At 59.8% G+C, this 18,669-nt stretch carries 16 protein-coding genes; 5 read left to right on the forward strand and 11 right to left on the reverse strand.

What is annotated here, in order from left to right; all coding sequences use genetic code 11:
• Positions 1–2 precede the first annotated feature (2 nt).
• Positions 3–728 (forward strand): glutathione S-transferase, encoded by a 726-nt coding sequence (locus B5E41_RS08265; protein ID WP_088392597.1) that lies wholly within the window; start codon positions 3–5, stop codon positions 726–728.
• Here the strand turns inward: B5E41_RS08265 and B5E41_RS08270 are convergent.
• The 5 genes from B5E41_RS08270 to B5E41_RS08290 form a co-directional block, all read right to left on the reverse strand.
• A complete protein-coding gene (locus tag B5E41_RS08270; RefSeq protein ID WP_088392599.1) occupies positions 711–1,739 on the reverse strand; it encodes a DNA topoisomerase IB in 1,029 nt (342 codons plus the stop codon). The genes B5E41_RS08265 and B5E41_RS08270 overlap by 18 nt on opposite strands.
• A 15-nt stretch (positions 1,740–1,754) precedes the next feature.
• Positions 1,755–3,911, reverse strand: coding sequence for a glycogen debranching protein GlgX (glgX, locus tag B5E41_RS08275; RefSeq protein ID WP_088392601.1), 2,157 nt, complete (start codon positions 3,909–3,911; stop codon positions 1,755–1,757).
• A 100-nt stretch (positions 3,912–4,011) separates the two neighbouring features.
• Positions 4,012–4,806 carry an SDR family NAD(P)-dependent oxidoreductase gene (locus B5E41_RS08280; RefSeq protein ID WP_088392603.1) on the reverse strand — a complete coding sequence of 265 codons (795 nt, stop codon included), beginning with the start codon at positions 4,804–4,806 and terminating at the stop codon, positions 4,012–4,014.
• 192 nt (positions 4,807–4,998) lie between these two features.
• Positions 4,999–6,213 (reverse strand): MFS transporter, encoded by a 1,215-nt coding sequence (locus B5E41_RS08285; protein WP_088392605.1) that lies wholly within the window; start codon positions 6,211–6,213, stop codon positions 4,999–5,001.
• A gap of 136 nt (positions 6,214–6,349) precedes the next feature.
• Entirely contained in the window at positions 6,350–6,832 is a 483-nt protein-coding gene (locus B5E41_RS08290; RefSeq protein WP_011428059.1) for a GNAT family N-acetyltransferase, read from the reverse strand.
• 325 nt (positions 6,833–7,157) lie between these two features.
• Here B5E41_RS08290 and B5E41_RS08295 point away from each other — a divergent pair, with 325 nt between their 5' ends.
• Positions 7,158–8,096 carry a transglutaminase domain-containing protein gene (locus B5E41_RS08295; protein WP_088392607.1) on the forward strand — a complete coding sequence of 313 codons (939 nt, stop codon included), beginning with the start codon at positions 7,158–7,160 and terminating at the stop codon, positions 8,094–8,096.
• A 171-nt stretch (positions 8,097–8,267) separates the two neighbouring features.
• On the opposite strand, the gene pcaF is transcribed toward B5E41_RS08295, so the two are convergent.
• The 3 genes from pcaF to B5E41_RS08310 are packed head-to-tail and all read right to left on the reverse strand — an operon-like array spanning position 8,268 to position 10,877.
• Positions 8,268–9,473, reverse strand: a complete 1,206-nt coding sequence (gene pcaF / locus B5E41_RS08300) for a 3-oxoadipyl-CoA thiolase (protein ID WP_088392608.1) — start codon at positions 9,471–9,473, stop codon at positions 8,268–8,270.
• Between the two features lie 10 nt (positions 9,474–9,483).
• A complete protein-coding gene (locus tag B5E41_RS08305) occupies positions 9,484–10,173 on the reverse strand; it encodes a CoA transferase subunit B (protein WP_088392610.1) in 690 nt (229 codons plus the stop codon).
• The gene (locus B5E41_RS08310) at positions 10,170–10,877 is read right to left on the reverse strand and encodes a 3-oxoacid CoA-transferase subunit A (protein ID WP_088392612.1); all 708 of its coding nucleotides are present in this window, start codon (positions 10,875–10,877) and stop codon (positions 10,170–10,172) included. The genes B5E41_RS08305 and B5E41_RS08310 overlap by 4 nt, the downstream gene beginning before the upstream one ends.
• Before the next feature lie 147 nt (positions 10,878–11,024).
• Here B5E41_RS08310 and B5E41_RS08315 point away from each other — a divergent pair, with 147 nt between their 5' ends.
• Positions 11,025–11,783 (forward strand): IclR family transcriptional regulator domain-containing protein, encoded by a 759-nt coding sequence (locus B5E41_RS08315; protein ID WP_088392614.1) that lies wholly within the window; start codon positions 11,025–11,027, stop codon positions 11,781–11,783.
• Between the two features lie 88 nt (positions 11,784–11,871).
• On the opposite strand, the gene B5E41_RS08320 is transcribed toward B5E41_RS08315, so the two are convergent.
• The 3 genes from B5E41_RS08320 to B5E41_RS08330 form a co-directional block, all read right to left on the reverse strand.
• On the reverse strand, positions 11,872–12,969 hold the full coding sequence (locus B5E41_RS08320; protein WP_088392616.1) for an acyltransferase family protein: 1,098 nt from the start codon (positions 12,967–12,969) through the stop codon (positions 11,872–11,874).
• A gap of 86 nt (positions 12,970–13,055) precedes the next feature.
• Positions 13,056–14,570 carry a lipopolysaccharide biosynthesis protein gene (locus B5E41_RS08325; RefSeq protein ID WP_088392618.1) on the reverse strand — a complete coding sequence of 505 codons (1,515 nt, stop codon included), beginning with the start codon at positions 14,568–14,570 and terminating at the stop codon, positions 13,056–13,058.
• Positions 14,571–14,589: 19 nt separating this feature from the next.
• Entirely contained in the window at positions 14,590–15,672 is a 1,083-nt protein-coding gene (locus tag B5E41_RS08330; RefSeq protein ID WP_088392620.1) for a polysaccharide pyruvyl transferase family protein, read from the reverse strand.
• A 313-nt stretch (positions 15,673–15,985) separates the two neighbouring features.
• Between B5E41_RS08330 and B5E41_RS08335 the strand changes: the two genes are divergently transcribed.
• Positions 15,986–16,909 (forward strand): ArsR/SmtB family transcription factor, encoded by a 924-nt coding sequence (locus B5E41_RS08335; RefSeq protein WP_064808837.1) that lies wholly within the window; start codon positions 15,986–15,988, stop codon positions 16,907–16,909.
• Between the two features lie 211 nt (positions 16,910–17,120).
• Positions 17,121–18,629 (forward strand): arabinosylfuranosidase ArfA, encoded by a 1,509-nt coding sequence (gene arfA, locus B5E41_RS08340; protein WP_088392622.1) that lies wholly within the window; start codon positions 17,121–17,123, stop codon positions 18,627–18,629.
• Positions 18,630–18,669 lie beyond the last annotated feature (40 nt).

Here is an 18,669-nt window from a genome sequence, read left to right on the forward strand (position 1 = left end):
ACATGGCATATGAGCTTTATTATTGGGACGGCATTCAAGGCCGCGGCGAATTCGTGCGCTTGGCGCTGGAGGAAGCCGGCGCCGACTATGTCGACGTCACGCGTCAGCCCGGCCGAGGAACGGGCGCCATGCTCGAGATCATGAAGAGCGAAGGCGAGCCGCACATTCCCTTCGCTCCGCCCTTCCTGAAGGACGGCGACCTCCTCATCCCGCATGTCGCCAACATCCTGTTTTACCTCGGGCCGAAGCTCGGCCTTGCGCCGGAGGACGAAAGTCTTCGCTATGTCGCCAATGGTCTGCAGCTCACCATTACCGATTTCGTCGCCGAAGCGCACGATACGCACCACCCGATCGACCTGTCGCTTTATTACGAAGACCAGAAGCAGGAAGCCAAAGCCCGCTCGGTCGCCTTCATCCGGGACCGCATTCCTAAATTCCTCGGTTATTTCGAGCGCGTGCTGACGCGAAATCCGAAAGGTCCCAATCACATGATTGGCAATTCGCTCACCTATGTCGACCTCTCTCTCTTTCAGGTGATCGAGGGCCTCACCTATGCCTTTCCCAAAGCGATGAAGAAGAGCAAGGCCGAATACCCCGCTCTCCTTGCCCTGCATGATGCGGTGGCGAAGCGCCCGAACATCGCCCGTTATCTCGCCTCCCCTCGCCGCCTCGCCTTCAACGAGGAAGGGATTTTCAGACACTATCCGGAGCTAGACGCAGGGAACTGAAGAGTTCAGTTCGGCCTCGCGGGTCAGGAAATCAAGCAGCCTGTTTTCTTCAGCCCGCAGACCCCGCAGCGGCTCGTTGCCGCCTTCGGTCAAAGGATGATCATTGCCGGCGAGCGCGATGATGGCCGGATGGATATAGCTCGAGCGTGAGATCGCCGGCGTATTGTGCAGCGCCTCGGCCGCAGCCTCCGACATTTCCTTCACCGTCGGCCGGCCGCCGCCGACGATCCTTTCGCGGGCGACACCGAAGGCCGCCAGCGATCCGGCCCAGGTGCGGAAGGTCTTCGCGGAAATCGGAATGCCGGATATTTCGGCCAGATAGGCATTCAGCCGGCCGGAATCGACCGGTTTCAGCGAGCCGCTTTCATCCTTCCAGACGAAGAGCTGGCGTCCGGGCAGGTCGGAAATTTCTTCCAGGATTTTCTGCAGCCTGGGATGCTTTAGGCTGCGCTGGACGCGCTTGCCGCCCTTGGCGCGGAATTTGAGCTCGATCCGCCCGTCGACGATCTTCAGGTGCCGCTTCAACAGCGTCGTTGCGCCATAGGTGCCGTTCTCCCTGACATAGGCCTGATTACCGACCCGCAGATGCGCCTCGTCGAGCAGGATCGTCAAAGCCGCCAGCACACCGTTGACATCTTCCGTACCGGTGTCGAGATGACGCAGGACTGTGCGGCGGATCTTCGGCAATGCCCGCCCGAATTCGATCAGCTGGTGGAATTTTCCGGCGCTGCGGAAGGATTGCCAGTCCTTGTGATAGCGGTATTGCTTGCGCCCGCGAGCATCAATGCCGGTTGCCTGAAGGTGACCGTTCTCGTAAAGGCAGATCCAGACGTTCTCATAGGCCGGCGGCAATCCAAGGGAACTGATGCGCGCCCGCTGCACCTCGTCGGAAAGCGTCGTGCCATCAGGCATCACATAGCTGAAGCCCTTGCCTTTCCTTCGCCTGCGGATGCCAGGCTCGGTATCGCTGACATAGATTAGACCCAGTTCGGTGATGGCTTCGGCATTCATGCTTTCGATGACCTACTACCGGGTCCTGAAACCAAACTGGAACCAGCGACGGCGCTCGGCCTTGGTCGCATCTTTCGGCGGTTCAGCCTGCTCCCTCGGTGCGAAGACCGCGACACTCTGAGCATAAACTATCACCGGATTTTCCGGATCATGGACCTGAAAGGCATTCGTCTCCATTCCGGTATCCAGAAGTCTGGACCATTGTTTCACGCCATTGACGCCAGGCAGGTGGACTTCGCAGTCGCCCCCAGCGTTGAAGACCAGGAAAAGATCGTCCATCTTTTCGGTTTCCAGCGCGTGCACGCTCTTCGAGACATAAACGCCGAGGACCTGTAGTCCGTCGTCATTCCACGCCCCGTCGTCCATGAAACTGCCGTCGGGCTTGTACCAGGCGATCTCGATACGTCCGTCTTCGCTGGTTTCGCCCGTCAGAAACCGCTCCTGCCGCAGGACGGGATGCGCCTTGCGGAAGGCGACGGCCTGCCGACAGAAATCGAGAAAGGAATCGTCGAGCCCGTCCCAACTCGTCCAGCCGATCTCGTTGTCCTGACAATAGGCGTTGTTGTTGCCGCCCTGGCTGTTGCCGAGCTCGTCGCCGGCAAGGATCATCGGCACACCCTGCGAGAGCATCAGCGTCGCCATCATGTTGCGCCGACGCCGCGCTCGCGCGGCATTGATGTTGGCATTATCGGTCGCGCCCTCCACGCCCATATTGTCGGAATGATTGTCCGAATGGCCGTCCCGGTTATCCTCGCCGTTCGCCTCATTGTGCTTGCCGTCGAAGGAAACCGTGTCCATCAGCGTGAAGCCGTCATGGGCCGACAGGAGATTGATCGAAGAGGTCGCCCCCCGGTCCGAATGGTTGAATTGCAGCGCCGAGCCGGTGATGCGCGCCGCCAGTTCCGACACCATGCCACCGTCGCCCTTCCAGAACCGGCGCACGTCGTCGCGGAACTTGTCGTTCCACTCGCGGAAAGGGTGCGGGAATCCGCCGACCTGATATCCGCCTTCGCCGATATCCCAGGGTTCGGCGATCAGCTTGACGCCGGAGAGGATCGGATCCTGGCGGATAGCGCCGAAGAACAGGCCCTGACGGTCGAATTCCAACGCCTGCCGCCCGAGCGTGCTGGCGAGGTCGAAGCGGAAGCCGTCTATATGCATGACGCCCACCCAGTAGCGCAGGCTGTCGAGCACCATGCGCATCACCATCGGATTGGCGACATTCAGCGTATTGCCGGTGCCTGTTGTATCGAAGGTGTGGCGGGGATCATCGGGGGAAAGAATGTAATAGCTCGCATTGTCGAGCCCGCGGAAGGAAAGCGTCGGCCCCTTCTCGCTGCCTTCGGCGCTGTGGTTGTAGACCACATCCATGATGACTTCGATGCCGGCGGCATGGAACCGCTTCACCATGGTCTTGATTTCGGTGATCTTGTCGCCGGACAGATACCGCGATTGCGGTGCGAAGAAACCGAGGGTCTGGTAGCCCCAGTAATTGCGGAGATTCTTTTCCAGAAGATAGCGATCGTCCAGGAAATACTGGATGGGCAGGAGCTCGAGCGCCGAAATGCCAAGCTTGACGAGATGATCAATGATCGGATCGCTGCACATGCCGAGAAAGGTGCCGCGCAGCCGATCCGGCACTTTCGGATGCGTCATTGTCAGGCCACGCACATGCGCCTCGTAGATGATGGTGTCGGTCCAGGGCCGACGAATGGCTTCTTCACCGGCCCAGTCGAAGTCCGGATCCTGCACCACGCTCTTGACCATGAAGGGGGCGCTGTCGCGATCGTCGAAGGAAAGATCGTCCTCGCCGATCCGGTAGCCGAACAGCGCGTCATCCCATTTCAGCTCACCCGTTACCTGCTTGGCATAGGGATCGAGCAGAAGCTTGTTCGGATTGAAACGGTGGCCGGCGCCGGGGTCGTAGGGGCCGTGGGCGCGATAGCCGTAGACGGTTCCCGGTCCGATGCCGGCAATATAGCCCGACCAGATGTCGCCCTCGCGTTTCGGCAGAGGCAGCCGCGCGATCTCTTCCTGTCCGTCGGGGGAAAAGAGGCAAAGCTCGATCTGTTCCGCATGGGCCGAGAAGACGGCGAAGTGGGTGCCTGAGCCGATATATTCCGCCCCGAGCTCCGGTTTGAGGAAGTCGAGTTCCGAAAATGAAAAGCTCATGGTGCCCCGCTTGAAATTATGGCCAAGCGGGAAACGTGACCGCGTTTCGAAAGTTCCCTCCGGCGGGCAAAAGGAAAGAGAGCGCCTCCGGAGGTATGGCTTATGGCATCAGCTGGCCGCCATTAACCTCGATGATCTGGCCCGTGATATAGCCCGACAGCGTCGGCGAGGCGAGGAAGAGATAAGCGCCGACGCAATCCTCCGACGTGCCGACGAAGCCCATCGGGATCGACCTGCGTTGCAGCTCCATCTGCTCGTCATTGGTATAACGCTCGTGGAAGGGCGTGGCGATCACACCCGGCGCCACCGCGTTAACGCGGATCCTGTCGGCGACGAACTCCTTGGCATGGCCTCGCGTGATGGTCGAGACGAAGCCTTTGGAGGCGGCATAGAGGACCGCGCCATTGCCGCCGCCGTTGCGTGCGGCGATCGAGGTGGTGTTGATGATGAAGCCGCCCTGCTTCTTCAACCAGGGATGGGCGGCACGCGTCGCCGCCAGCACCGAGCGGGCATTGAGGTCCATGACGGCGGCATAATGGGCGTCGGTATATTCCGAGGTCGGCTTGCGCCCCAGCATGCCGCCGGCATTGTTGATCAGCCCATCGAGATGGCCGAAGGTCTTGGCCGTCTCCTCGACGACACGCTCGGTCTCCCCTTCCCGCGACACGTCGCCCTGGATCAGATGCACCGTGCCGCCGGCAGCCCGGATCTCTTCGCCGAGCTTCTCCGCCGGCTCGCGGCTGGCGTTGTAATGCACGCCCACCTTGGCGCCTTGCGCCGCAAAGGCGCGGGCAACCGCCGCCCCAATCCCAGTCGAGGCGCCCGTGATCAGCACCGCCTTGCCTGATAGATCCGGCAATTTGATGGATGCGAGCATTTGAGCAAGTTCTGTCATGGCTATGACGCCTCCCGGAAAAACAGAGACATAGGTGATGAAACAGGCAGGGGAAGTCTACCAGCCGAAATCTAAGAAGGGCAATGCACGAAATGGCGAGAGCCGAGGTCCTTGCGACACCTCGAATTTCTCTCAGCGGGCATCATCGCCGATGCCCGCCGGAGGACGTTCACTGGACCTTGAAAGAAATTGTTAGGAAGACACACCGAAAGCCGGCTGCGGCTCCCGCCTGGCAAGAGGCGGAAAAGCAAGCGCGATCGCCGCCGCGCCGAGTCCGACCATGGCCGAGCCGATGAACAGCCAGGAATAATTGGCGAAAGTATCGAATATCCAGCCGCCGATGAGAGGGCCGAAGGCCATGCCGAGGCTGGAGAGCATCGTCGCGGCGCCAAGGACAGTGCCGATGATGCGCTGGCCGAAATATTCCCGCGCCAGCACCGCATAGAGCGGCATCACGCCGCCATAGGCACTGCCGAAGACGATGGCGAGCGCATAGAATTCCGTCAATTCGCTGACCAGGAGATAGGTCGCGAGCGCCGCCGCCTGCACCAGCAGACCGGCAACGAGCACCGGCTTCACGCCGATCCGGTCGGCGAGGCTGCCATAGAGCAGCCGACCGCCAAGGCCCGCCAGGCCTTCGACACTGTAGATGCTGACGGCCGCCATCGGTGCGACGCCGCAGATCGTCGCATAATTTACCATGTGGAAGATCGGGCCGGAATGCGCCGCACAGCAGGCAAAGAAGGTGAGGCCGAGCACGATGAATTGCGGCGAGCGGAAGACTTTCGACAGCTGCGGCCGGGCGCCCTCCGCGGCAAACTCGGTGCCGGCATCGACGCTCTCGGCAGGCGGGCGCCGGACCAGCAGGGCGGCAGGCACCAGCAGCACCCAGGCGGCAATGCCGATGATCAGCATGGCGGGGCGCCATTCATAGGCCGAGATCAGCCAGCGGGCGAAAGGCGAAATCGTCATCGGCGCCACCCCCATGCCGGCGGAGACAAGCGACACGGCAAGCCCGCGGTTCACATCGAACCAGGCAGTCGTCGCCGCGATAATCGGCGCGAAGAAAGCGCTGGCGGCCAGTCCGACGAGGAGGCCGTAGGTCAGCTGGAATTCTATCAGCGTCCCGGCCCGGCTCGCCAGAACCAGCGCCAAGCCAAGCAGTGCGGAGCCGATCAGCACGACGATGCGGGGGCCGAAGCGGTCGCTGGCCGCCCCCCAGAGAAAGCCGCCGAAGCCCATGACGATGAAATTCAGCGTCATCGCGCTGGCAATGCCGACATGCGACCAGCCGGTCGCAGTCGCAATCGGTTCCTGGAAAATCGCCAGCGAGAACATCGCGCCGATGGCAACACACGACATCAAAGCGCCGACGGCGACGATGACCCAACGATAGGAAACACTCATGGCTTTATAACCTCCCGCGCCGAAAAAGTGATCGGGCACATGCGGCCGGCCTGCCGCGCTCTGCGCCTCGCGATCTAAAGACGTTCGAACCGCTGAGATTTCGACAGCCCCTCCTATCTTTTTTCCGTTGCGCTGTTCAGAGATTGCGGAACATCACCAAGGCGTCGACGTAACCCTGCGTGGGATGAAGGAAAACGCCAGGCAGCCGGCCGACGATGTCGAAGCCGAGGGATTGCCACAGCTCGACGGCGCGGCGATTGCTGCTGACGACGAAGTTGAACTGCATGGCGCGAAAGCCCCGCGCGCGGGCGTGCGCCAGCGAATGCTCATGCATTCGGCGGGCGACGCCGCGGCTAGCCGCGGCGGCATCGGTCATGTAGCCGCAATTGCAGACATGGCGCCCGCCGCCGGCCTGATTGGCCTTGATATAATAGGTGCCGAGGATGACGCCGCCCTCTTCGGCGACGAAGGTCTCGCGGTCCGGCCCCATCCAGTAGGCGAGCGCATCGGCTTCCGAGAGATCGCGGTCGAGCGCATAGGTCTCGCCGGCACGGATCGTCGGGCCGATGATCCGCCAGATGGCACTTCGGTCCTCGTTGTTTGCAGGTCGGATCAGCATGCCCGATTTCTACAGAAGCCTGATCTGGCGCGCAACCGACCCGGATCTGCCGGCACGTGCCGGAATCCCACGCGTAACCAGCCTCAGACCTTTTTCGAATACGCGAGTGCAATTGCTATCGCCTTGCCTGGCACAGATCCACAACGCCACCCGTGACTTTCGCGCGGGCTCCCGAAAGCTCCGTGCCGTGATGCCGCGATGCTCGCCTGAGAATGCACCGGCGGCGGACGAACCAGCGCTCAAATCTCCGCAACGCGGATCAAACACCCGATTAAACACTGTGGCAGGACAAGTGAACCGGCATCTGGCCCGAGGAGATTGTAATATGAACGTCGAAATCCTTTCCAACCATTGCGAGCACAACGACCGCGCTCAACATCGCGATCTTCGACATTATGCGAAGCATTCACTCTTCAGCGCGCCCGGGCGCCATTCCGCACTCCTCGATATGCTGCCGTCCGATCCATCGGGGGTCGCCCGCACGGTGCAGGCTCTGCTGATCTACGAACACGCCGCAGACCCACTCTATGGTTACAAGGTTCCCGAAGAGCGCCGCGCCGAAAGCCATATCCGTCCTATCGAGAAGATGGTTGATGCGTTGCTGGCGCTTGACGATCGTCCGCTCTCCTGTGCCCGGGCGCCCGGGAAGCGCCTGGTCGGCATTTGCCGCCACTACATGTTGCTGTCCATCGCAATCCTTCGCCACCACGGCGTTCCCGCTCGAGGCCGGGGAGGGTTCGGCGCCTACTTTAATCCCGGCAAATTCGAAGATCACTGGGTTTGTGAATACTGGAGCGCGAGTGATGGACGCTGGGCGCTGCTGGACAGCCAGCTCGACGAGGTTTTCATCCGCAAGCTCGGAATTGGCTTCGACATCCATGACGTTCCACGCGACCAATTCTTGACCGCGTCCGACGCCTGGCGCAGATGCCGCACCGGAGAACTCGATCCGAACTTGTTCGGCATCGAGTTCGCGCAGCTTCGTGGTCTGTGGTTCATCGCCGGAAACCTGATCCGCGACCTCGCCACCCTCAACGGTCGCGAAGTCCTGCCTTGGGACGTTTGGGGTTCACAACCCGCACCCAATTCAACGCTTTCGGACTCGGAACTCGATTTCTTTGACGAGATCGCCTTGCTTACGGCCGATCCGGATGCAGACTTCGACGGCTTGAACCGGCGTTTTTTCGAAGATACGAGATTAAGGCTGCCCGGAAGTGTCTTCAACTCATTGCGCCAGCGTCAAGAAAGAGTGTTAGAGGGCTGAGACGCCGCGCTGCCCCGGCGAGTACCCTGGCTCTCCTGCGACCACTCTGCCCTGGTGCATCGGCAAATGAGACATCCGGTCCCAGGATCTGTGCCTGTGATAGGTGGGTATGGCGCTGGAGCGCCGGGAGTTGGGGATGTGGCGGTCTCTCGGGATCAGACGTGCGCGCCCTCAAACCCTTTCCAGTGCGATTGCGATCCCCTGCCCGACGCCAATGCACATCGTCGACAGCGAGTATTTTCCGCGGGCTTCGGCAAGCTCCAGCGCTGCCGTGCCGGTAATGCGGGCGCCCGACATGCCCAAGGGATGGCCGAGGGCAATAGCGCCGCCATTGCGGTTGACCCGCTGATCGTCATCGGCAATGCCGAGCGCGCGCAGCACCGCCAGGCCCTGGCTGGCAAACGCCTCGTTGAGTTCGATGACTTCGAATTGTTCCTGGTTCATGCCGAGCCGGGCCATCAGCTTGCGCGAGGCGGGAATCGGGCCGACGCCCATGACGCGAGGCGGAACGGCGGCGGAGGCGCCGCCGAGGATACGGGCGATCGGCGTCAGGCCGTATTTCCGCGCCGCCACTTCCGAAGCGACGATCAGCGCGGCCGCGCCGTCATTGACGCCGGAGGCATTGCCTGCGGTGACCGTGCCGCCTTCCTTTTTGAAGGGGGTCGCGAGTTTCGCCAGCGCCTCCATCGTCGTCGCACGCGGATGTTCGTCCCTGTCGACGACGACGGGATCGCCCTTGCGCTGCGGAATGGTGACCGGGGTGATTTCCTTCGCCAATCGTCCGCTCGCCTGGGCGGCGGCGGCCTTGGCCTGGCTGCGCACCGCGAAGGCATCCTGATCCTCGCGGCTGACATGATAATCCTCGGCGACGTTTTCGCCGGTCTCCGGCATGGAATCGACGCCATACTGCTTCTTCATCAGCGGGTTGATAAAGCGCCAGCCGATCGTCGTGTCGTGAATTTCGGCCGCCCGCGAAAAGGCCGTTTCGGCCTTCGGCATGACGAAGGGCGCGCGCGACATGCTTTCGACGCCGCCCGCGATCATCAGCTCCGCCTCGCCGGCGCGGATGGAGCGTGCGGCCGTGATCACCGCATCCATGCCGGAGCCGCAGAGCCGGTTGATCGTCGTGCCGGGGACGGCGACCGGCAGACCGGCCAAGAGCGCCGACATGCGCGCGACGTTGCGATTGTCCTCGCCCGCCTGATTGGCACAGCCGAAGATCACGTCGTCGACGGCGTCCCAGTCGACGGCGCCGTTGCGCTCCATCAGCGCCTTCAGCGGGATGGCGCCGAGATCGTCGGCGCGCACCCCTGAGAGCGAGCCGGCGAAGCGGCCGATCGGCGTCCTGATATAGTCGCAGATAAAGGCTTCGGTCATGGCTTGTCCTTCAGAGTTTCGGCACGACGAGGTCGCCGACCGGCTCCTCGACATGCAACCGCGCACCGGTCATCGCCTGCAGTTCCTCCAGCGACATGGCGGCGAGCTTCTCCCGTAGAACGAAGCGCCCACCGGCAATGTCGATGACGGCATGGCTCGTATAGACGCGGGTGATGCAGGCGACACCCGTCAGCGGAAAGGTGCATTTTTCCACGAGCTTCGGCTCGCCCGTCTTGGTGACGTGCTCGGTGATGACGCAGACCTGCTTGGCGCCGTGCACGAGATCCATGGCGCCGCCGACGGCCGGCACGCCCTTGCTGCCCACCCGCCAGTTGGCGAGGTCGCCATTCTCTGCGACCTGATAGGCGCCGAGGATCGCGACATCGAGATGGCCGCCGCGCACCATGGCAAAGCTGTCAGCGTGATGGAAGAAGGCCGCACCCGGCTTCAGCGTCACCGCCTTCTTGCCGGCATTGATGAGATCCCAATCCTCCTCGCCTTCGGCCGGCGGCTCGCCGAAGTTCAGGATGCCGTTTTCGGTGTGGAAGATCGCTTCGCGGCCGGGCGGCTGATAACGGGCGACCATTTCAGGAAAGCCGATGCCGAGGTTCACGTAGGCGCCGTCGGCGATATCCTGCGCAGCGCGCCAGGCGATCTGCGCATTCGACAGTTTGATGTCTTCGCGAGTGTTGACCGTCATGCGTAAGCCACTCCGGCTCGAATGAGCTCTTCTTCCTGCTGGGGATCGGCAACGGCGACGACGCGATCGACGAAGATGCCGGGTGTCACCACATGCTCGGGATCGATGCCGCCGGCCGGCACGATCGAGGAGACCTGGGCAATCGTCCTGGCGGCCGCCATGCACATCAGCGGATTAAAATTGCGGCCGGCCTTGTTGTAGGTGAGGTTGCCGTGGACGTCGCCGACCTGAGCCTTGACGATGGCAAAATCGGCTTTCAGCCAGCGCTCCTGCACATAATGGCGGCCGTCGAATTCGGCGATGACCTTGCCCTCGGCCAGTTCGGTGCCGTAGCCGGTCGGGGTGTAGAAGGCCGGAATGCCGGCGCCGCCGGCGCGGATGCGCTCGGCAAGCGTCCCCTGCGGCACGAGCTCAAGCTCGATTTCCCCGGCGAGATATTTCTCGGTGAAGGCGCGCGGATCGGAGGAGCGCGGGAACGAGCAGATCATTTTCCGGACCAGGCCGGCGTCAATCATTGCGGCGATGCCGATGCGGCCGTTGCCGGCATTGTTGTTGATCACCGTCAAGTTTTTTGGGCCCTTGTCGATCAGGGCATGGATCAGCTCGATCGGCGCGCCAGAACCGCCGAAACCACCGATCATGACGATCGCGCCGTCACCGATCTCGGAGACGGCCTGCGCCGTGCTCCCGATTGTCTTGTCCATGCGGGATCTCCCAATTCTCCATCAGGCAGATATTTGTGCCGCCCTCCTCCTCAGAGATAAGGCGCAACAGGAGGCCGCCGCAAGTAAATTTGTGCGTTATTTGACATTTGTTCGTATATCGCACATAGCATGACGAGGGAGATCGACATGCGTGAAACTGATTTTGTCAGCGGCTTTGCCCGCGGCCTGAAGGTCATCGAAGCCTTCGGCGAAACGCGCCAGCGGCTTTCGATCGCCGAGGCTTCGAAACTGACGGCGCTTGATCGCGCCACGGTGCGCCGCTCGCTATTGACGCTCGCCGAGCTCGGCTATGCCGATTATGACGGCAAGTTCTTCACGCTGACCCCGAAGATCCTGAGGCTTGGCCATGCCTATCTCGCAGCGACGCCGCTTCCGGCGCTGTTGCAGCCGCATCTCGATCATCTCTCGGAACGCGCCGGCCAGAGCGCCTCGGCGTCGGTGCTCGACGGCACCGAAATCGTCTATATCGCCCGCGCCTCGCAACGCCGGGTCATGTCGATCAATCTCACCCCCGGCAGCCGCCTGCCCGCCTATTGTGCCTCGATGGGCCGGGTGCTGCTTGCGGCGCTTCCCGAGAGCGAGGCGCGCGCCGTCCTTGCCCGCAGCGAGCTGAAGCAAAACACCGCGAATACCAAGACCGATCCAGAGGAACTCATCGCCGAATTCCGCCGCGTGCGTGCTGAGGGTTACGCCCTCATCGATCAGGAGCTGGAAATCGGTCTCTGCTCCATTGCCGTGCCTGTTGAAAACGACCGCGGCGAAACGATGGCGGCGATCAACATTGGCGCGCCGGCCGCCCTCGTCCCGGCATCCGAGATGAAGGAGCGCTATCTCAAGCTGCTAACGGAAACGCAGGCAGCCTTGCGGCCGCTGCTGCGCCGTTGACGGTAGCAGTCGCTGACCTCCGAAGAGAGCAGCTAGCTTTCGCATCGGGCCCTTAACACGCGATAATCGTAGCGCTCACGGCTGAATGTCATCGCGATACGGCTCGGCGCGCGTGTATAGCCGTTGCTCTGTCTACGAGACGTGCGGTCATATAAGCGAAACACGTAACCGCGCCGAGAAGGACCAGGAATGCGAAAGGGCCGTTCAAACCAATCGAACCGGCGAACGGCTTGAAAACACCGATCACACCTCGATGCAAGATGTAGACGGGATAGGAGATATATCCGATCCACGTCGCTAGCCTTTCTGCTTTTGCAGGCATCTCCAGAACGAGACCGAGCGTTACGATGAGCGGCGCCAAGGCAATCGCGAAGACCAGATCGTAGTATGGCCGCAACGCGAACGGAACCGGGGCTGCGATGCAGATCAGCAAAAGGAGGCATGGCGCCATTGCCGCCCAGCCTCTCCTCCATGCCGATACGCCGTTGAATAGACGGCAGATGACAACACCTGCGGTAAATGAAAACATCACCCTGGGCAGTCCACCTACTGCTGATGGCCACTCCCAGCCAATATTCAACATACCGTAGTTCGCAGCGACCAAAACCAAGAATGCAGCCGAGACGACGGCAACTCCGCAGAGGGCACGGACAGGGAGCCGGAAAAGCCACAGTGCGAAAACTATATTGACCAGCAATTCCCAAAACATCGACCATGCCGGGCCGTTGATCGGAAACATCCCTTGCATCGGATGCGCTTGCAGGAAATACATCGGACTAGGTAGAAAGAACGTGTTCGTCGCCGTCGACACCAGAAGATCAATGTCGCTTTGAGCCCGCAGTCCCCAGCTCGTCAGCAAAATGATCTGTGTGAGACCGACAAAGATGCCGATCAAATAGAGCGGATAAAGGCGTTTAATGCGGGCTTTCATGAATGACTGGAATGGCAGACCGTGCGAAAGCCGTCTCCCGTAAATGTCGGCAATGATGAACCCGCTGAGAACGAAGAAAAAGTCGACCGCCAGATAAGCTGATGGTGCGTATCTCTCCTGGAAGTGTGTGGCAACAACACATATAGCGGCAAACCCGCGCATCGCATCGAGAGTATAGTAGCGGCTGCGGCCAATGATCGAAGTGTCTGCACTGTGGATCGCCGGTGACGAGTAACCGCGCTCAAGATCAGTCATCTTGTCGATTATCCTACGCTTGCGGCTGAAGGCCGTTTGAGAATGAAATTCGGGCCGCGAACAATTTGCCGCGGTGGACCAGGAAATCACACAGGGGTCGCCACTGCGCCTCTATCGGCCTTGCCTTGCCGAGCTTGCTTGATGCTGCCGATCAAGACATCCAAACGAGCTCTGCACAGAACGAATATCAAGCTGCAGTAAGCGATGCCACCTCCCAGGACTTCTATGGCCAGACGTGGGTAGGGCGACCAATGACGCAGCAGTTCGTGGAGGAGCAAAACGACAGCCACCATCGCTGCACTAGCCACGGTAGGCCGCAGGAACTGCGCCAAATATGCCGGGATGCTCAGCTCTATATGTTGCGACACCTTCCAGCTCGTGATCGGCCAAAACAACAAAACTTCCACCATGATGGCAAAGACGATCGTCGTCACGCCATAAGGATAGAGAACTGCGATGGTCACGAGCGTGAGGAGATTGCGTGCCAGCTGGTAGTAAAACCACCAATCCATCTCTCCCTGGCTCTTTATCAAGGATGCCTGTACGTAGCCGATCCCAGCCATCAACCCGATAACGCAATAGAATCGCACCGGCCAAACGGCCTCGATCCAGTGCGCACCGAAAATGGTCGTGATCGCATCATCTGCAACCGCCGCGAGGCCGATGAATACGGGGTAGGAAACCAGAGCACAACCGAACGTCGCCATCAGGAATGCTTCCCGGACCTTCTTCGGATCGGACCGCAATGAAGAAAGCAGCACATGCGTCACCGACGTCAGGCCGCCGGCGATGACGTTGTTGATCATGTCAAACAGACGTTTCGAAAAGTTGTAGATCCCGAGCGCAGATGGGCTCAAGAGCACGCCGATGAGCAAGTTGTCCAAGCTCATCGTCTGTAAGAAGCGGGTGCCGGATGCAAAGAAACCATAGTGAAGCAGATCGTCGAGGCTTGCTCTCTTTATGTTCAATCCCGGAAACCAACCCGCACCCCAGAATGCGGCGCCGCACGATGCTGCCGTCGCGGCGATCTGTGCAATCGCAAGCCCCCACAAGCCGAAACCTGCGAGAACCAGAACAAGGCAGATGCAAGCAGACGTAATGGTCGCGATAACTGTACGGACGGCAACCAAATGGAACGACATCTTCCTGTTCACAATCGCGTTCGGAACGACGGCCGTGAAATCGAAGAATACCTTCAATCCCATGATGTATATGAGATAGGTGACTTCCTGATGCCCGACGTAGGCCGCGATCGACGAAGCGGCTAGACATAAAGCGCCGTAGACCAAAAACGAAAAGACCAGCGAAAGCAGGAATATCGTGTCGAGATGGCTCCGCCTTATCTCGGCTCTCTGGATGATCGCCTCGCCAAATGCAGTCGGTCCAAAACTGGCTGCAAACGAGACGATGCTGAATGCCAGCGCGACAAGACCGAAGTCCCGAGGCTGGAGAACGCGGGAAGTGACCACAAAAACAGCGAAGGTGAGGACCGTCGGAATAAGGGTACTTACTGCCGACCAGAAGGCACCCTTGACGGCTGCGGCGGACCGGTTCTCACTGACATGGCTGAAGAGAATATCGTCGTCTTGCAAAACCGACAAACTGAGCTCCTACCGATAATCAGACTGTGGAAGGTTGAGGCACTAGATCGGGGGTGGGAATGCTGGGACTCAGATTCATGGGTCGGCTCGACTTGTACCAGGTTCCGCCGATCTCATAGGGCAGGCGAGACATTGCTGCGAAAATCTCGCTCGCATTCGTCGCTTTCTCGACCAGGGGGCTGTCGCCGGTCTGGCTACTGATGAAAGCGTGCAGACGGCTTCCGTCTCTCGCGACCGCGATATGCGGCTTATTGAGCAAGAGACAGAGAATATGACCGTGTAAATGGTTGGTAATTATCCGTTGCGCGCCGGACAGAATCCTCACGCCATAATCTACATAACGGGCAGCGACCTCCTCGCGATGCTGGACCATCATCGCTGAGCGGCTGAAGCCATATCTCAGCGCTGAGCTGACCACACTCGACGTGCGCATGCGCGACAAACGACCTGGACCGTTGATCCAGTTGGTCAGGGGGCCGTCAACTATCGCTCGCGCCCCGGCGATATCGACATCGTCCTCAAGAGGCTGCATCACATACAACACTCTAAGGGGATCAGCTTCGAAGGGTTTGAGCGTCTCGATACCGAATGCCGTGTCCGGGCCAGATTCAACTTCGCAATCAAAGTTTGCTCTTGCCAGCTCAAAGCTCTGGTCATCGCGCGTCATGAGAAAAAAGTTGCGATGCCTTCCAATGCTGCGTTTGGCGTACTCCTTGAGCGCCTCGTTTGCGAAGTGAATCGATTGCGGCATCTGGATGATCGTCCGATCCGGATATTTCCACATCAAACGGCAACGAATATCATCCCTGCCCGCCCGCAAATCTCCAAAATTGCTCCAGCCACAAATGAAAATGGGAGCGTCGCCTGGCGTTGCCTTTATCTCGTCTATATTCTGAGATGCGCTACACGTAAGCACAGGCATTCGGCCCGTTACTTTTTTCAATACTTTTAGAAGACCGAGCCAACTTGCATGGTGCCCAGGATCTTTTGTTGATGGAAAGTCAACTACTATGTATGGCTGTCCACGTTTTACAAATTTCCTTACTATCTCAAACAACTTTTGTCTTTGTCTTTGCAGAACAATTTCACCAAGATGATTCATATATTTAGCTTTATCACGACTCTATCTCATACCACTTGCACAACTCAGTTTTGAAGTCAATTCGACTTGAGCGCGACATAGAAGCGCACCAAATTTACATTAAATTTTGGTAAGGTTAACTCGGCACGCTGTAGTTTCGGGAGGCGGCGCTTCTATCGCTCGCTGCGCCGGGATGCCTTCGGTCCCTCTTCACCAAATTGAGGTGGTGTGCTGCATCGTGGCGTTCCGGTTGATCACATCATTCGGAATTACTCCACTTGATGCATCATAATTTCTGATATACATCAGGTGCTCCGGAAATTACGGGGAAGTGATGGAACGTTCGTTTTTAACGATTGCGGCTGGCGAAAATAGCGAGGCCATACGGGCCCTGTCGGCGCCGGCGCGGATTGAGATACTCAAGCTGCTTTGCGCCAAAGGGCCACTCAACATCAATGATATTGCGCAGACGCTGTCCCTCCCCCAATCCACGGTCGCGACCGGGATCCAGATCCTCGAGGATGCCGGGCTGGTCGATTCCAGGCTGGCCAAGGCGCGCAAGGGCAACCAGAAGATCTGCTCGGCGGTCTATAGCGAGATCCTGATCAGTTTCGAGGAAAGTGCGGCGCAACGGGCGAACAATATCATCGAGGTCGAGATGCCGGTCGGGCTTTATACGAGCTGCGATGTGCATGCACCCTGCGGTCTCTGCTCGACCGAGAGCGTCATCGGCCCGCTCGATGTGCCCGATTATTTCCTCGATCCCCAGCGCATGCAGGCCGGGCTCGTCTGGTTCGGCCGCGGCTATGTAGAATACAAATTTCCCAACAATGCCAAGGTGTTGAACAAGGATATCCGCGCCATCGAATTTTCGCTGGAGCTGTCGTCGGAGGTGCCGGGCACCAATCCGGACTGGCCCTCCGACATCACGCTCTGGGTCAACGGCATGGCAATCGGCACCTGGACCTCGCCCGGCGATTACGGCGACAAGCGCGGCGCCTTCACGCCGGCGTGGTGGAAGCTCGAGGGTTCACAGTACGGGACGATGAAAACCTGGCGGATCTCGACGCGCGGCACCTTTATCGACGGTATCGCCGCCTCGAATATCACGCTCAGCGATCTGGCGCTTGGCCAGCATTCCTCCATCCGCCTGCGCGTCGGCATCGCCGAGAATGCCGGCCACACCGGCGGCGTCAATATCTTCGGCCGCGGCTTCGGCAATCACGGCCGCGACATCACCATGCGACTGCATGTGTGAATTTATAATATCGGATATCCTGATTTAAAAAACGCATTTATTTCGCACATCAACAGTCGCTAAATTTATTCAAATCTTTGATATTAAATGTTTTTTCTCGATTTTAGCATTAGTATGATTAAATCCGCCTTTCGGTTGACATCACGACATTCCTGATATCAAGTTAGAGGCACGAAAACAAAATTCCTGATACATAAACGGGGAGGATCCGTTGAAGACGAATGTCGTTGCCCACCGCGATTTCCGCATCGCGACCATTGACGCCAGGCTCTACAGCTCGTTTCTCGAGCATCTCGGCAGAGCGATCTACGGCGGCATCTATGAGCCCGGACATCCCACCGCCGATGAAGACGGCTTCCGCCGCGACGTGCTCGATCTGGTGCGTGAGCTCGATACGCCCTACTGCCGTTATCCCGGCGGCAACTTCGTCTCGGCCTACAATTGGGAAGATGGGGTCGGCCCGCGCTCGGAGCGCCCGGTTCGCCTCGACCTCGCCTGGCGCACCCGCGAAGCCAACCAGGTCGGCGTCAACGAATTCGTCGACTGGTGCAAGAAGGCCAATACCAAGCCGATGCTCGCCGTCAATCTCGGCTCGCGCGGCCTCGATGCCGCTCGCAATTTCCTGGAATATTGCAATCATCCCGGCGGCACCTACTGGTCGGACCTGCGCCGCAAACACGGCTGGTCCAATCCGCATGACGTGAAACTCTGGTGCCTCGGCAACGAGATGGACGGCCCCTGGCAGGTCGGCCACAAATCGGCCTATGAATATGGCCGGCTGGCCGACGAGACAGCGAAGGCCATGCGCGGCTTCGACAAGTCGCTCGAGCTCGTCGTCTGCGGCTCGTCGAATTCCGACATGAAGACCTATCCGCAATGGGAGGCCGAGGTTCTCGACCAGTGCTATGACAGCGCCGATTACATCTCGCTGCATATGTATTTCGCCAACCGCGAAAAGAACACGCTGAACTACCTTGCCCGCGCCACCAAGCTCGACCGCTACATCACCACGATCGGCGGCGTGATCGATTACATCAAGGCGAAGAAGCGCTCGAAGAAGACGATCGGCATTTCCTTCGACGAATGGAACGTCTGGTATCATTCCAACCAGCAGGACAAGGAAATCCTGGCGCGCGACGAGTGGCCGGATGCGCCGCATCTGCTGGAAGACGTCTATAATTTCGAGGACGTGCTGCAGGTCGGCGGCATCCTCAACACCTTTATCCGCCGCTCCGACCGGGTGCGCATCGCCTGCATCGCCCAGCTCGTCAACGTCATTGCCCCGATCATGACCGAGGATGGCGGTGCGGCCTGGCGCCAGACGATCTATTATCCCTTCTACTACGCCTCGCGATATGGCCGCGGATCGGCGCTGCAGCTCGTCGTCGACGGCCCGAGCTATGACAGCGACGAGGAGAACGAGGTTCCCTATCTCGACGTCTCGGCCGTGCATTCCGAGGATGGCCGGTCGCTGACCTTCTTTGCCGTCAACCGCCATCCCGATACGGCGCTCGATCTCGACGTGCGGCTGGAAGGTTTCGGCGGCGCCCGGCTGATCGAGCAGGTGGAGATGACCCATGGCGATCTCGAAGCCGTCAACACAGCGCGGCGGCCGGAGACGGTCGCTCCGGTGCAGGTCGACAGCGCCAAGATCGAAGACGGACGGGTGCGGGCGGCGCTGAAGCCGCTCTCCTACAACGTCATCCGGCTGTCGGTGTGACAGTCGCCGCCGGGTAAAGACCCGGCTAGAAAATCGGCTC

Origin of the sequence: Rhizobium esperanzae, assembly GCF_002204185.1 — a bacterium.
GTDB classification, from domain to species: domain Bacteria; phylum Pseudomonadota; class Alphaproteobacteria; order Rhizobiales; family Rhizobiaceae; genus Rhizobium; species Rhizobium esperanzae.